9 protein-coding genes are annotated in these 15,201 nt (G+C 62.0%); 4 read left to right on the plus strand and 5 right to left on the minus strand.

The features are described from left to right. Positions 1-84: 84 nt before the first annotated feature. Positions 85-1,119 (minus strand): alpha/beta fold hydrolase, encoded by a 1,035-nt coding sequence (locus ACOYXI_RS13535; RefSeq protein WP_461674950.1) that lies wholly within the window; start codon positions 1,117-1,119, stop codon positions 85-87. A gap of 258 nt (positions 1,120-1,377) precedes the next feature. Here ACOYXI_RS13535 and ACOYXI_RS13540 point away from each other — a divergent pair, with 258 nt between their 5' ends. Together ACOYXI_RS13540 and metR are read left to right on the plus strand one after the other, a co-directional pair. Next, positions 1,378-6,543, plus strand: a complete 5,166-nt coding sequence (locus ACOYXI_RS13540; RefSeq protein WP_461674951.1) for a dermonecrotic toxin domain-containing protein — start codon at positions 1,378-1,380, stop codon at positions 6,541-6,543. Between the two features lie 118 nt (positions 6,544-6,661). Continuing rightward, on the plus strand, positions 6,662-7,579 hold the full coding sequence (metR, locus tag ACOYXI_RS13545) for a transcriptional regulator MetR (protein WP_007968856.1): 918 nt from the start codon (positions 6,662-6,664) through the stop codon (positions 7,577-7,579). 217 nt (positions 7,580-7,796) lie between these two features. Here metR and ACOYXI_RS13550 read toward each other — a convergent pair whose 3' ends face one another. The 4 genes from ACOYXI_RS13550 to ACOYXI_RS13565 all read right to left on the minus strand — a co-directional run bounded on the left by ACOYXI_RS13550 (position 7,797) and on the right by ACOYXI_RS13565 (position 10,822). Continuing rightward, positions 7,797-8,294: a GNAT family N-acetyltransferase gene (locus tag ACOYXI_RS13550; RefSeq protein WP_096795595.1), complete on the minus strand. Its 498-nt coding sequence runs from the start codon at positions 8,292-8,294 to the stop codon at positions 7,797-7,799. Positions 8,295-8,296: 2 nt separating this feature from the next. Continuing rightward, positions 8,297-8,935: a LysE family translocator gene (locus ACOYXI_RS13555; protein WP_134787245.1), complete on the minus strand. Its 639-nt coding sequence runs from the start codon at positions 8,933-8,935 to the stop codon at positions 8,297-8,299. A gap of 23 nt (positions 8,936-8,958) precedes the next feature. Then, positions 8,959-9,393: an NUDIX hydrolase gene (locus ACOYXI_RS13560; RefSeq protein ID WP_134787246.1), complete on the minus strand. Its 435-nt coding sequence runs from the start codon at positions 9,391-9,393 to the stop codon at positions 8,959-8,961. Between the two features lie 67 nt (positions 9,394-9,460). Continuing rightward, positions 9,461-10,822 carry a response regulator c-di-GMP phosphodiesterase, NosR family gene (locus ACOYXI_RS13565; protein WP_134787247.1) on the minus strand — a complete coding sequence of 454 codons (1,362 nt, stop codon included), beginning with the start codon at positions 10,820-10,822 and terminating at the stop codon, positions 9,461-9,463. A 241-nt stretch (positions 10,823-11,063) separates the two neighbouring features. Here ACOYXI_RS13565 and ACOYXI_RS13570 point away from each other — a divergent pair, with 241 nt between their 5' ends. Further along, positions 11,064-13,328 carry a GGDEF/EAL domain-containing response regulator gene (locus ACOYXI_RS13570; RefSeq protein WP_098965413.1) on the plus strand — a complete coding sequence of 755 codons (2,265 nt, stop codon included), beginning with the start codon at positions 11,064-11,066 and terminating at the stop codon, positions 13,326-13,328. After that, entirely contained in the window at positions 13,325-15,199 is a 1,875-nt protein-coding gene (locus ACOYXI_RS13575; RefSeq protein WP_139054259.1) for a putative bifunctional diguanylate cyclase/phosphodiesterase, read from the plus strand. The genes ACOYXI_RS13570 and ACOYXI_RS13575 overlap by 4 nt, the downstream gene beginning before the upstream one ends. The last annotated feature ends 2 nt before the right edge of the window (positions 15,200-15,201 follow it).

A 15,201-nucleotide genomic window follows, 5' to 3' on the forward strand; every position in this document is an offset into this window, starting at 1 on the left:
CGCTCCCACATTCGGAATACGGTTCCCCTTGTGGGAGCGGGCTTGCTCGCGAAGAGGCCCGAGTCAACACCGCCAAAACCTCAGCTACAGCAGGTTGCCGCTCGCCACCGGCTCGATCTGCGCCCAGTGCGAGGTGTCTTCACGGTGCGCCTGCAAATACGGCAACACCGCCGCCAGCAAGGGCGCCTTGAACGCCTCCTGAAAACGATGAGCCAGCCCAGGAATCAGCTTCAACTGACTACCGCGAATGTGCGCCGCCAGATGCACCCCGTGCATCACCGGCAACAGCGGATCGGCCGTGCCGTGCACCACCAGCGTCGGCACCCGCAGTTGATTGAGCAAGGCCACCCGGCTCGGCTCGGCAAGGATCGCCATGATCTGGCGCTTCACACCTTCAGGGTTGAACGCCCGGTCGTAAGCAATCGCCGCCTGATGCAGCAACGCCTGCCGATCATCAGTGACTGACGGGCTGCCGAGCGCCGCCAGCAGATCGGCCTGCTGCTCCAGCGCCACTTCGCGATTCGGTGCGCCACGCCGCGCCAGCAGTTGCACCAGCGCCGCACTGGGCGCCGGCAAACCTTCGGCGCCGGAACTGGTCATGATCAGCGTCAGACTCTCTACCCGCTGCGGTGCCATCGCCGCCAGATGCTGGGCGATCATCCCGCCCATGCTCGCGCCCAATACGTGAAACTGGTCGATGTGCAGCGCGTCCATCAAGCCCAGCGCATCGTCGGCCATGTCCGTCAGCGAATAGGGCGCCGACACCGGCAAGCCGAGTTTGTAGCGCAGCACTTCAAAGGTCAGGTTGGCGTCGGCCGGGGCCTGACGCCAGGTCGACAGGCCGACATCGCGGTTGTCGTACCGGATCACCCGAAAGCCTTGCTGACACAGCGCAACCACCACTTCGTCCGGCCAGTGGATCAACTGACCACCCAGGCCCATGACCAGCAACAGCGCCGGATCCGAGGCACGGCCGATGCTCTGGTAGGCAATGCTCACTTGTTGCAGATCGACATGCGCGGTCGGCACATTCACATCGCAACGCGCCGCCGCGAACGCTGACGTACCGAATAAAAACGCGACCAAAACGGCCGCGAGCGAAAAAAATCCCTTGCTCATGAAAAACACCGAAACGCAGAACCCCAGTAGAGCGCGAGTCTGATGAAGTTTGTTCAAGCGCGCTGCCACAGTTGCGTGACAGTTTGATGAAGATTGCCGAGCGGTCATTTGTGCAGGCCGTTGAGCAGGCGGACACACTCTGCAAAACAGACCAGCGCAAAGCGATACCCCAGTACCACACCCGCCTCCGACGTCTGACCTCTAATGGCTTGAAATCCGGCTCAGCCCGGTCTTTCAAGCCATTGGAATCCTTTCATCATGTTCGACCTCCCCACCCCCGCCACGGTCGATTTCGGCCTGCCCCATTCGTTGCCGAAAAATCTCGATCAGAACCTCCACCAGCAGTCCAGCGCGTGTTTGCGCGATTGTCATCGGCAGTGGCGGGCATTGATGGCGCAAGCCGCGCGCGACGATTGGGATCAGCGCGCAACCGGCACGCCGTTTTCGCGTCGGGATCAGGCGCTGCTTATCTATCGCCAGCACTTCGAGGCGAGCTGCCTGAATGCCCATGCACAAGAAACGCTGCAGGCCGCGCCCCTGCAGAGGCTGCTGACAAGCGTTGACCAGCAGACCACACACAGCGACGTTGCCATCCGCCAGCCACGACTCGCACGCCGCGATGACAGCCAGGTCACGTTGCCCGGTGCGCTGCTGATTCGTCTCGACCCGACGCGACATTTACTGTATCTGCCCTCGCACGACCCGGCACTGCAGCTGTTCCGGCAACACGCCGATCTGCAGGACTGGCTGATCAGTCATTGCCGGCAGAGCGGGCAATACTCACGGCTGGAGGCGGTGACACTGGTCGAGCCGGTGCTCGGTCAGGATCCGCTGCGCCTCAACCTGCAAATGCTGTTCACGGGTTCAGCGTCGACGACTGACTTCCACGAGCTGATCGGCGCACCGTCCGAACTTGCGATCGACGCGTTGCCTGCCTCCGATGACGTCGCGCTGTTCGGTCTGCTGAGTCCGGACATTCCCTTCAACCAGCGCAGTCGGGCGCTTGATGTTGAGCAGCGGGCCCTCGAGCGCTTGCTCGGCGAAGCCGCTGCAGCAGAGCTGAACAACCCGCAACGCCAACAACTGGCGCAGCATTTCGACGCACTGAGTGAAGCCCGGCAAGCCAGCCACGCTGCCGCTTCAGCACTGCTTGAGAGTCGCGATCCGCTGAAAATGCTCGAGCTGCGTCATGCCACGAATGTCCATCACCACGCCCTGCTTCAGGCCCGTATCGCAGGGCTGCGCGCCGAGGTCGAACTGCAAAGGGCGCTGGATCATCTGACCGTCGAGGAGCATCGGCGAATCATCGCGATGCTGGACGCACCGGCGCGCCATCTGCCGACAGCGGACGGGGTTATCGCCCGCCTATCGATGGCGGCGGCAGATCAGAACATGACCGCCGTCGAGGAGCTGCATGGCGTACTGATCATAGCGACGACCGCCGCACTGGAGCCTGACTCGAGCGACAGCCTGCTGCTTTACTGGCCGGGCGAGTTCGGCGGGCTGCAACGTTTTACTTCACGTACAGCGCTGGCACAGGACCTGTTCAAACATTCGCCGAACGACGGCGGGCTGACCCTGCACCTGACGCCGCTCACGGGGGACCCTCTGGCCTGGTCCCTTGATCGACAGCTCTATCAATGCGAACAGCAGGCCGCGCAGATCCTGCGTGACAACCCGCTGCCCGGCCGTGCCGACGAGCGCCGGGCCGAGATGGAAAAGCTGCGCGAACAATATCTGCCACGCCTGACCGTAGCGGTCGCGCAAGCCCGTGAACGGGCATTTACCGAACGTCAGGCGCAAGACCGCAGCGCGGCGCTGGCCGGCCACCTGCCGGCATGGTTTGAAAAGCTGGACGACGCGCCACGAGCACGGATCAAAACGCTGATCAGCCAGTACCTCGGCGCCATGCAACGCGCTCATGCGTTGCTCGAACGGGAATTACCGCCGCGTCAGGCCTTCGCCGAACAACGCATCGACGCCCGCTTGCGCGCAGACTTTGCGCTCAAACAAAGCGCGAGCGTGAGCCTCGACCTGCCCGATTCGACCTTCTGGCAAAAAACCGTGATGGAAGGCGCCGCGCCTGGCACACCGCAACGCATTGTCCTGACCGCGAGCGACAAGCGCGGCGACCTCACCCTTGAACAACTGGCACAGGAAAACATCGATCAGGAGGTGCAGTGGCGCCTGTCCTTCATGCGGGCCAGGATCCGCGCCGAGAACCCCACTGATCGACAGCGCCTCGAAGCCGGGATCACCCCGGCCTATTTGCGCAATCTGGTAACAGAGCTGGATCTGCCCGGACGTTACGAAGAACTGATTCGCCAGGCATTTTTCGGCGCGCCGGGAGAACCGGCGTTTCAGCAGGCCTGGCGCCGTGAATGCCTGAGCGAACCGTGGCGGCTGATGCTCAGGTTGCAAGGTGAGTTCGCGCTGCTGCAACGGCACATCGACAATGCCGGCCATGCCGTGCTGAAAGTCGCCATCGAGGCGACTACACCTCAGGCGTATGCCGTGAATGGACAACGCATCGCGCTGCTGCCGGTGCACCTGACCGTCGGTGGAGAGGACACCGCGCATCAAGGACCGAGCACGCTCGCGGGTGTCACGTTCATTGTCGAGCAAACCAGTGGCCTGACCCTGCTCTACTTGCCCGACAGCCCCGACGCGATCTTCCTCCGTCAATACGAAACGCTGGAGCAGGCGCGGGTGGATCTGTTCAAGCGTTGTGTGGACAGCAAAATGGTCAGCTACTTGGCGGGACGCGCGGTAAGCGGCGAGTTTGCCAGCCATGTCAGCCGGATCAACCAGGCACAGCTGCGCAATTTCGATGCGCTGATCGGCGTCGGGATGGCCTGGCCGGCGACCACATCACTGGCCATTCATTTACTGAACGTGCACATGGGCCGGTTGCTGGAGGCCCATCGCAGCAGTTCACGTTCCAACGATGCGTTGTATCTCGAACGCTGTGCACTGAAGTCCGGGGCGTTGTTCAACTATCTGAAAATGGCCATCGGCATGCTGCCGTTCGTGGGCGCGGCCGTGGCCCTGTATGACGCCTGGAACAGTGCCAATCTGGCCGTCGCGGCGTTCTTGCGCGGCGAGCTCGGACATGGTCTGGCGGAGGTGGAAGCGGTGCTGCTGTCGCTGATCGACGCGGCAATGGATGTGCTTCCCGGAACAGTTTCGGCACCCGCAGCCGCTCGTCTGGCCAGCCGCCAGCGGCAACGCGCGGCATTGGGCAGATCCGCCGCGATACCAACATCCTGGCAATATGCCAGGCAGTCGCTCGAGCGCTTCACGGGATACGAGTACGAATTCGACATCTCCCTCGCCGGCCTGCACCCGGCCACCCACGGTGTCTATCGCAACGTCTACCGCCACGCCGATGGTGACTTCATCATTCGTCAGGGCCGCATCTATCGGGTTCAGCTCAGCGACGCGCCACGTGGCTGGAGGCTTTACGGCTCACGGCTGCGCAGCTACAAACAACCGATCGCCCTCGACGAATACGGCCAGTGGAACACCCATTACGCGGTGTACGGCACCGTTATGGACGGCGGCGGTGCTGGCGGCGGCGCCGTGCTTGGACATCTGGCCGACGGCATGGACCCGCTCTGGCCCGCGCCAATTCGCCAGTGGTTACCGCGCTGGTGGACCGATCGGCAACTGCGCAGGCAATTGACCCTGACCAACACCGCCGACGCCTATACCCGGCGCCTTGATACCCAGACACGCGCTTCCAACCAGTTGCTGGAGAACTACCAGAAACTCGACGTTGCCCAGCGCAAGCCACTACACACAGCAGTCGACGCAGCATGCCTGAATGACATCGACCTCGCGATCGCCCAATACGACAACCTTGCCGAACTGTTGCCCTTGAGCCATGGCCGCAAGCGTCTGCAGATCGAAGACATCCGCAGCCGCTGTGCCTGGATCGTGGCCGACCGCGCCGTGCAGCGCGTCACTGTTGCCCGCGACCGCTTGCTGGAACACCTGAACCGGATCGACGCACTGGTCGCCGAATCCGATGCCACCCCTTTCGGCAATACAGCGGCCCATATAAAACTCATGGCCCGGCGCAAGCAGGTACGCAAGGATTTCCTCAAGGAGTTCGATCAACTGCACGCAATCACCGAGCAGGCCAACCTGTGGAACAACCGCATCAGCAATCGCGCGCAGAAAACCCAGATGGCGAAAGACATGACCGCGCTCAACCGCAACCTGGGCGACAACACGCACCACTACCTGAGAACTGCACATCTGCTGGAAATCATTACTCGCTACGATGCGGTCAGCGACCTGTCCTGGGTGTATTTTCATACCCAGCTCAAAGACGCCCGGGTCAAGGTCGGGCGCGCACTGCTGACCCAGCATCACCTGCCAGAAGTCAGCGCCAGCCTGGTCGAGCGCAAACAGGTGATCGAGGATTGCCTGCAGATCTATGCCGGTTTCCGTCGTCAGCTCAACGCCTGGACGCTGGGTTATGCGCAGCATCTGGATCTGGAACAGGTCGAGCCATTCCTCGATGGCCTGACCAAGGTCGAAGCACACGCGCGGCACTCGATCAAACAGCGCCCGCCGATCAAACCGCGAGAGCCGGGCGGCAGGCAACTGTTCGAAACCGAGGACAACCAGTTGCTGATCGGTACCGAAAGCATTGACCCCGGCACCCGGGAAAAACGCTTTACCGTCGAAGGCATCGACGGTTTCCGCGAAACCTGGCTGCCGCGCTCCAGCGGCAAATATCATCTGCAAGCCCGCCCCGCACCTGCCGCAACACCGCTGCCGACCGATGTTCAACCATTGCTCGCGGAAGCGCGAAAACGTCTGGAGGCGGTTGCGGCCTACAGCGCCAAGGTGCAGGGCTACACCCGTCAGGACATGTTGCCGGTGGATCTGGAACACATGTTCAGCAGCGAAGCGACCGAGCTGAGCATCCGCGCCCAGGCCATCGAACGGTTATCGCCGACCGAACCACTGGTGGTGCAATTGCGCGCCAAGGCCGGTGAGCTGCGACGTACCGGTCGTACCCTGCGCATTGATCAGTCACTGCGCAGCAAGACACCCACCGAAGGCTATCTGGACTATTTGCTGCAACAGCAAGTGGTGGATATCCGCCGCGAAGGTTCATTACGGGCACTGGGCAAGCGCGCTGACGGACGCAAGGATTTCCTTCAGGAATACCAAGTGCGCGACCTCACCAGCACCCCACCGCGCACGCTGTGGTTCGCCCACTTTCACTACACCTCGGACAAGGTGCCGTTCGCCGACTTCGTCAAAGCCCACCTGAAATTGCCGGAACAACGCAATCTCGGCATGCAATGGCAGCAGGCCCAGGCCGCCGGCGGTGCGCAGGTCGAAGCGATCTGGCGTGGCGATATCGGCAAACCGCTGGGCATTCGGCATTTCGCAGATCTCTAAGGCAAAAAACAGCGGGGCACTGACTGTGCCCCGCTGCTTGAGCGGTCGACAGCGCCGTCAACATGAGACAAACTCACCGCTTTCGTCATGATCACAAATTTTCTTCATGGGGCCAGCAGTGCTTGAAATCCGTCATCTGAAAACCCTGCACGCCCTGCGCGAGGCTGACAGCCTGGTCGATGCCGCCGACCGTCTGCACCTGACCCAATCGGCGCTGTCGCACCAGTTCAAGGAACTGGAGGAACGCCTGGGCATGCCGTTGTTCGTGCGCAAGACCAAACCGGTGCGTTTCACCAGCGCCGGCCTGCGCCTGCTGCAACTGGCTGACGCGACTCTGCCGCTGCTGCGCGCTGCCGAACGCGACATCAGTCGTCTGGCCGGGGGTACCGCCGGGCGTTTGCACATGGCGATCGAATGCCACAGCTGTTTCCAGTGGCTGATGCCGACCATCGACCAATTCCGCGACGCCTGGCCGGAAGTCGAACTCGACCTCGCCTCGGGCTTCGCCTTCGCCCCGCTGCCGGCGCTGGCCCGCGGCGATCTGGATCTGGTGGTGACCTCCGATCCGCTGGACATCGCCGGCATCACTTACGTGCCGCTGTTCACTTACGAAGCGATGCTCGCGGTGGCCAACCAGCACCCGCTGGCGAGCAAACCGTACATCGTTCCCGAAGACCTGCTGACTGAAACGCTGATCACCTATCCGGTGGAGCGCGATCGGCTGGACATCTTCACCCGCTTCCTCGAACCGGCCGACATCGAACCGGCGCAAGTGCGCACCTCGGAGCTGTCGGTGATGATGATGCAACTGGTCGCCAGCGGCCGTGGCGTCTGCGGCATGCCGCACTGGGCGCTGCACGAATACAGCTCACGCGGCTACGTAAAGGCCAAGCGCCTGGGTGAGAAAGGTCTGTTTGCCACGCTGTACGCGGCGATTCGTGCGGACATGCTCGATGCGCCGTACATGCGCGATTTCCTGCTGACCGCCAAGGACACATCGTTCTCGACACTGGATGGGGTCAGCGCGGTTCGCTGACACCAAGGTGCCTCATGACTGACGGTAAACCGAGAACATTTGAGAGACAAAAAGATTCATTGTGGTGAGGGGATTTATCCCCGATGGGCTGCGCAGCAGCCCTGAGACCTGTGCACTCGGTGTTTCAGATAGCCCGCGTTTGTAGGATTTGGGGCTGCTTCGCCGCCCATCGGGGATAAATCCCCTCGCCACAAAAACCTCTCACTTAGGGGGACGATCAGAGTTGTCGCCACATGTGGATCTTGTCGAAGTAGTCTTCGCCGACCCGCACCGCCAGCGGCTCAAGGCCGAACTGGATGAAGCCGCAGCGTTGGTACAGGGAGAACGCGGCGTCGTTGCCGGCGGTGACGGTCAGTTGGATGAGTTTCAGTGCAGGATGGGTGTGTGCTTCGGCGATGGCGGCCTGCACCAATGCATGGCCCAGGCCGTGCTGGCGAAAATCGGCTGAGACGTACATGCCGAACAGGGTCGACTTATGGCGGGCCTTTTCTCGCGGCTCGAATGCCAGGCCGACGATGCCGGCCAGTGTGCCTTCCTCGAACGCACCGAGCACCACGTCGAGCTTGCTGGTCAGCCGCGCTTCCCACCAGCTCAGCGGCATCACCGCGCGCTCGCGCACGCTGGAGGTGAAGGCCTGCGGATGGCGGTCGTAGGCTTCGAGCATCAGCTCGCGATAAGCCAGGGCATGACTGGCGTCGAGGCGTTCGATCCACATGTTCAGGCCGTCCTGCGTTGTTCAAGCATCAGACGCACCGCCAGACCGGCGAGTACAAATCCCATGAAGTAACGCTGCAGCGCCAGCCATGTCGGATTGCGCACGAACCACGACGCAATGCCCGCCGCGAACAGCGCGATCAGCAGATTGACGCTGAAACTGACGCTGATCTGGGTCAGGCCAAGAATGATGCTCTGGGTGAACACAGAACCGTGTTCGGGGCTGATGAATTGCGGAAACACCGAGAGGTAGAACACGGCGATTTTCGGGTTCAGGGCGCTGGTAAGAAAGCCCATGGTGATCAGTTTGCGCGACGAATCCGCCGGCAGTTGCTGGGCTTCGAACGGCGAGCGCGCACCGGGTTTGACCGCTTGCCAGGCCAGCCACAGCAGATACAGCGCACCGGCCCACTTCAGCACTTCATAAGCCAGCGGCACCGCCAGAAACACCGCGGTCAAACCGGCGGCCGCGGCAAACATATGCACGAAAAATCCCGCGACCACACCGAGCAACGAGGTGACTCCGGCCTTGCGTCCCTGACAGATCGAACGCGAGATCAGGTAGATCATGTTCGGCCCCGGCGTCAGTACCATCAACAGCGCGGCGGCGGCGAAGATCAGCAGGTCTTGAAGCGGGATCATGGCAATGTCCTTTGCGTGAATGATCAGGCGAGCGCCGTCAGTGAGCTGCGATAAAACGGCAGGATCAGGTCGCGTGTCAATGGCGCCAGAACCAGACCCGCGTCAGTGGCCGGATCGATCCAGATCACTTCCTCGATTTCGGCAGCGGGCGTCACATCGGCGTCGATGGTCAGCTGAAAAATCTCCGCTTGCACGACGAATCCCGGCTCGTTGGCGGCCGGCGCCGAGAACTGGCCAAGGAAGCAGGCCTGAGCCGGGTCGATTTCCAGGCCCAGCTCTTCTTCCAGCTCGCGGGCCAGTGCGTGCACCGGCAACTCATGCGCTTCGATCTTGCCGCCCGGTTGCATGAACGCCGTGGTGCCGCGCTTGCGCACCAGCAGAGTCTGGCCTTCGGCGTTGAGCAACAGCGCAGCGGCGATACGGATGAGGTTTGGAGCGACAACGGATGCAGAGGTCATGGGTCAGCCACCGGCCTGGAAAAACCGCAAGGATCCCATGCCCGGCCTGATTCAGTCACCTCACAGGTCACTCCCCCTGAGCCTTGAGCGCGGTTTCATCCTCGTCGGGCAGCTTGACGAAAATCTTGTATTTGCCGCCCTCCATGGCTTCGAAGGCAATCAGCTTTTCCACCAGCAGCGCGCTGAGCACCTTGCCGGCGTTGAGCAGCAGCATGCCGTTATCGGCATTGAGATTACGCGCCAGAATCATCCCCGCCGCCAGGTCCCGGGTGGTCAGCACCTTGACCGACGGGTCGGCGAGGGTGACGTCGCCCAGAAATGCCGCGCACACCTGAATGAAATCTTCGACCAGCTCGGGATCATACAAACGCCCTGCGTACTGGCGCAGGTAGAGCAGGGCTTCGTCGCTGTTCAAATGCCGTTCGAGGATCAGGCCGCGTTGCAACTCGACGAAATCCACTGCCAGTTTCAGCAACCGCGCCCCCAACGGAATCGCCTCGCCCTTGAGCCGGTCAGGAAAACCGCTGCCGTCCCAGCGCTCCTGGTGATGCAGGATCAGGCGCGCCGCGTCCTTCATCGGGTCAAGCGTCATCAACAGCGATTCGCTCTGCTTCGGATAGCTGCGATAACGCTCGCGATCGGTATGGCGCAGCAAGTCCGAAGGCGTGGTCATCATGCCGTCGGTCCAGCTCAGTTTGCCGATGTTATACAGCGCGGCGGCCATGGTCAGATCGCGGCTTGAGGCCTCGTCCAGACCGTGCTGTTTGCAGTAGCTGCGCACCAGTTCGATGATCTGCCGATTGGTCTGCTTCGCAGGTGGCAGACGCAGATTGGCCAGCAGCGAGAACACTTCGGTGCCGGTGACATAGCTGTGTTTGAGTTCTTCGTAGGCCAGGTCAAGCATGTCGGCGGTCTGCTGCAGTTCGGCAGTGCGCGCCGCGACGTGCTTTTCCAGGGTGCTGTTGAGCAGCTTGAGCTGGTCGTTCTGCACCTGGGTCAAGCGCTCCAGACGTAGGCGCTCCTGCTCGGAATGCTGATGTTCGAGGGCTTGGCGCAGGATCAGCAGCAACTCCTCGTCATTCCACGGTTTGCTGATGTAGCGGTGAATCTGCCCGTCGTTGATCGCCTTGATGATTGCCGACGGGTCGGCATAACCGGTGAGCATGATGCGCACGGTCGCCGGATAGCGTTGGCGGACATGCGCCAGTAACGAGGCGCCATCCATGTTCGGCATGCGCGCATCGCTCATCACCAGGTCCACGGGCTGCTGCTCCAGCATCTCCAGCGCCTGGGCACCGCTGGTCGCCAACAGGACGTCATAGGGTTGTCCCCGCAGCAGACGACGCAGGCTGTTGAGGATCGATTCCTCGTCATCGACCAGCAACACCTTGGGTCGATGTATCGGCAAAGGGGCGGATTGCTCTTCCATGGCTTGGCCTCAAGAAACAGGGTTAAAGACACATCGACCGACCGCCTCACTGGCCCGCGCCTGAGTCCAAGGCTAGATGATTTTTGACTGCATTCACGCAAATCTTCGCTCACAGGCCACGGCGTCGCGCCGGGACGACTATGCTGAACACGGCGCAATACTCCATCGGTCGAACCGACAAGTTGCGAGGGAAAAGGATGCCCCGGATGACACCCGCCAGCGGCCTCATGGGCGGCGCGGCATGAACCAGCCAACAGCGCAGATCAATCGCCGAGTGCTCATCGTCGACGACAGCCCGTCGATCCATGGCGATTTCGCCAAGATTCTCTGCCCGCTCGTCCCCGCTGATGACGGCCTGGGCGAAACCGAGAATCTGTTGTTTGGCACCCCGTCCGCGACACCGTCCCAGCATTTCGAGCTGGACTCGGCCTTTCAGGGCCGCGAAGCGCTGGAAAAACTCGAAGCCGCGCTGGCTGAAAACCGCCCCTACGCCATGGCGTTCATCGACATGCGCATGCCGCCAGGCTGGGATGGCCTGGAGACCATCGAACGGTTGTGGCAAGTCGACCCCAAGCTGCAAGTCGCGCTGTGCACGGCGTATTCCGACTATTCCTGGGAAGACATCGACCAGCGTCTGGCACTGAATGACCGCTTGCTGATTCTGAAAAAGCCGTTCGACGCGATCGAGATCCGGCAGATGGCCAGCGCGCTCACGGTCAAATGGCAGATGACCGAAGACGCCGAGCTGAAAATGAACCAGCTGGAACAGGCGGTTCAGGAGCGCACCCGCGAGCTGTCCGACGCCAACATGATTGTGCAGAACAGCCCGACCATCCTGTACCGGCTGCGCGGCGATCCGTCGTTTGCCCTGATGTACATCTCCCACAACATCACCCGTTACGGCCATGTCGCCGCCGACCTGCTGCGCTCGCCCAACTGGGCGCAGGAACTGATTCACCCGGACGATCAGGCCAGCGTCGATGCCGCCATGGCGCGGGTGCTGGATCGGCATGCGTCGGGCGCGTCGATCGAATTTCGCCTGAGAACCGGCCAGGGCACTTGGCGCTGGGTGGAAAACCGCTATATCCCGGTGCGCGATGATGACGGCCGTCTGCTGGAAGTGGAAGGCATCATCCTCGACATCACCGAGCGCCGCGTGGCCGAGGAAAAACTGGCGTTGCTGGCGCGCTCCGACGGCCTGACAGGCCTGGCCAATCGCGCCACGCTGATCGAACGCCTGCATCAGGCCTTCGCCGCCGCTCGTCGGGGGGCCGCGCCGTTTGCGGTGTTTTATCTGGATCTTGACCACTTCAAACGGATCAACGACACCTTGGGCCACCCGGTGGGCGATCTGCTGCTGCAGGAAGTCGCCCGCCGCATCAAATCAGGCGTGCGCGAAAGCGACGTGGTGGCGCGCCTGGGCGGCGATGAATTCGCGATCCTGCAACTGGACGTCAGCGATCCGACCCAATCAGCCGCCATGGCGGCCAATATCCGCGACACGCTGCTGGCGCCCTACAACCTGGCCGGCAATGCGTTGCACATTTCGGTGAGCATCGGCATCAGCAGTTACAGCGAGCTCAGTCTCGACGCCGACAGCCTGCTGGGCCAGGCCGACATGGCGCTGTACCGCGCCAAGGAAATGGGGCGCAACCAGTATCACTTCCACTCCGAGGACATCTCGCGGGAAGTGGCCGAACGCATGACCCTCGTCGACGAATTGACCAGCGCCCTTCAGGGCAATCAACTGTTGCTGCATTACGCACCGGAGATTGACCTGCACAGCGGCAGGATTCTGGGCATGGAGGCGCAAATCCTCTGGCAACATCCGCGCCTCGGCCTGCTGCCGGCCTCCGCTTTCGTACCGATAGCGGAGAAAACCGGCGCGATCATTCCGCTCGGACGCTGGGTACTGAATCACGCCTGCCACCAGATGCACCTGTGGCGAAATGACGGGGTCGCCCCGCCGGTGATGGCGATCAAGATTTCCCTGGCACAGCTCAAAAGTGGCCCCGAACTGATCTACGACGTTCTGCGCACCACCGCACGCTGGGAACTCGCCCCCTGGGACCTGCGATTCGATGTCACCGAAGCCACGCTGGCCCAGACCAAGTGGACCCACAATGATGCATTGCCGCGCCTGCGTGAGCTGGGCGTGGCGATTGCCATCGATGATTTCGGCACCGAATATTCCTCGTTCGATTACCTGAAAACCTACCGGGTCAATCACCTCAAACTGGCCCAGAGCTTTATCGCCAGCGCGTCCCAGGATGTGGCCGGAGCCAACGCCCTGCGAGCGATCGTCAATTTCGCCCGGGATCTGGACATCGGCATCATCGCCGAAGGCCAGACACCCCTGAATCGACCCGATGTACCCCGTGCCGAAGCACCGCTGCCCAGCGCACAGGGGCTGTATTTCAGCGAAGCGGTCAGCGCCGAACAGGCGGGCCGGCTGCTCCGGGACGTGCCCCGCGCGGCGCCCTCCCCCAAGGAGGATGAGGCATGAAAACGGCCTTCCCCCAGACCAACCGGCGCATCCTGATCATCGATGACACGCCAGCGATTCATGAAGACTTTCGCAAGATTCTGGCCCCGCAGGCGCAGGACGACGTCGACTTGCATCAGTTGGAACAGACGCTGTTCGGTACCCGCCAATCGCCGCACCTGACCTTCCAGCTCGACTCCGCCTATCAGGGCCAGGAAGCCCTGGCCCTGGTCAAACACGCGCTGGCCAGCGGTAACCCGTATGCTCTGGCGTTCATCGACATGCGCATGCCACCGGGCTGGGATGGCCTGGAAACCATCGAGCAGCTATGGCGTGTCGATCCAAATCTGCAGGTTGCCCTGTGCACTGCGTACAGCGACTACAGCTGGGAAGCGATGGCCGAACGGCTGGAATTCGGCGACCAGTTGCTGATCCTGAAAAAGCCGTTCGACAGTCTGGAAATCCGTCAGATGGCCAACGCCCTGACCTGGAAATGGCAACTGGCGCAGGACGCGGCGCTGAAGATGCTCAGCCTTGAGCAGACCATCGAGGCGCGGGTTCACGAATTGCTCAAGGTCTCGCATCTGTTGCAATACGACAGCCTCACGGAGCTGCCCAACAGCACCCTGCTGGGTGATCGCCTGAGCCAGGCCATGGCTGCCTGCCGGCGCCATGACAAGCAACTGGTGGTGATGTTTCTCGGTCTGGATCGCTTCAAGCGCATCAACAATGCGCTGGGCCATCCGGCGGGCGATGAAATGCTCAAACGCACCGCCCGCCAACTGCTGTCATGCGTGCGTGATTCCGACTCGGTGTTTCGCTATGGCTCGGACGAGTTCGTGGTGATCCTCGGCGACATCAACCATCCCCAGCAAACCCACGGCGTCGCGGAAAAACTGCTGGCCGCCATTCGCCTGCCGCAGACGATAGCCGGGCATGACGTCAGCGTCACCGCCAGCGTCGGCATCAGCGTCTACCCCGATGACGGCCTCGAAGCCACCGAGCTGATCAAGAAAGCCGAGACGGCGATGCGCAACGTCAAGGAACACGGCCCTGACAGCGTTGGCTTCTTCATCGAAGCCATGAACCAGCACGCCCGCGAGCAGCACAGCATCGAGTCGGGCATTCGCCGCGCTCTGCACGAGCACGAGTTTGTCCTGCACTATCAGCCGAAAATCGACCTGCGCAGCGGCACCGTGGTCGGCGCCGAAGCGCTGATACGCTGGCAGAAACCGGGACACGGCTGGATCTACCCGGCGGAGTTCATTCCGGTGGCCGAAGACAGTGGACTGATCGTGCCCTTGAGCAAATGGGTACTGGGCGAAGCCTGTCGCCAGACCCGTGCCTGGCAAACAGCCGGTCTGCCGCCGATCCGCATGTCGGTGAACATGTCACCCATCGATTTTCGCCAGCGTGACTTCGTTGCGGGCGTCGAACGCGTGCTTGAGCAGACAGGCCTGGCCCCTGACTGGCTGGAGATCGAGATCACCGAAGGTGTGCTGATGCAGAACGTCGAAACAACGATGGTAGCGCTCAATCGTTTGAAGGCGCTGGGCACCCGCCTGGCCATCGATGACTTCGGCACCGGCTATTCCAGCCTGAGTTACCTGCGCCGGTTTCCGATTGATGTGCTGAAGATCGACCAGTCGTTCATTCGCGGCCTGTGCAATGACAGCAATGATGCCGCACTGGTCAGCGCCATCATCAGCCTGGGCAGGAGTCTGGGGCTCAACGTCATCGCCGAAGGCATCGAAACCGCCGAGCAACTGGCGTTCCTCAAGGCCCACGACTGCGAAGAAGGTCAGGGCTACTTTTTCAGCAAGGCATTGCCGGCTGACGACTTTGCGCACTGGCTGGCCAGCGCAGCCCCGCCACCGTGGACGGCGCGATGAAC

Source organism: Pseudomonas sp. G3-19 (assembly GCF_054855875.1).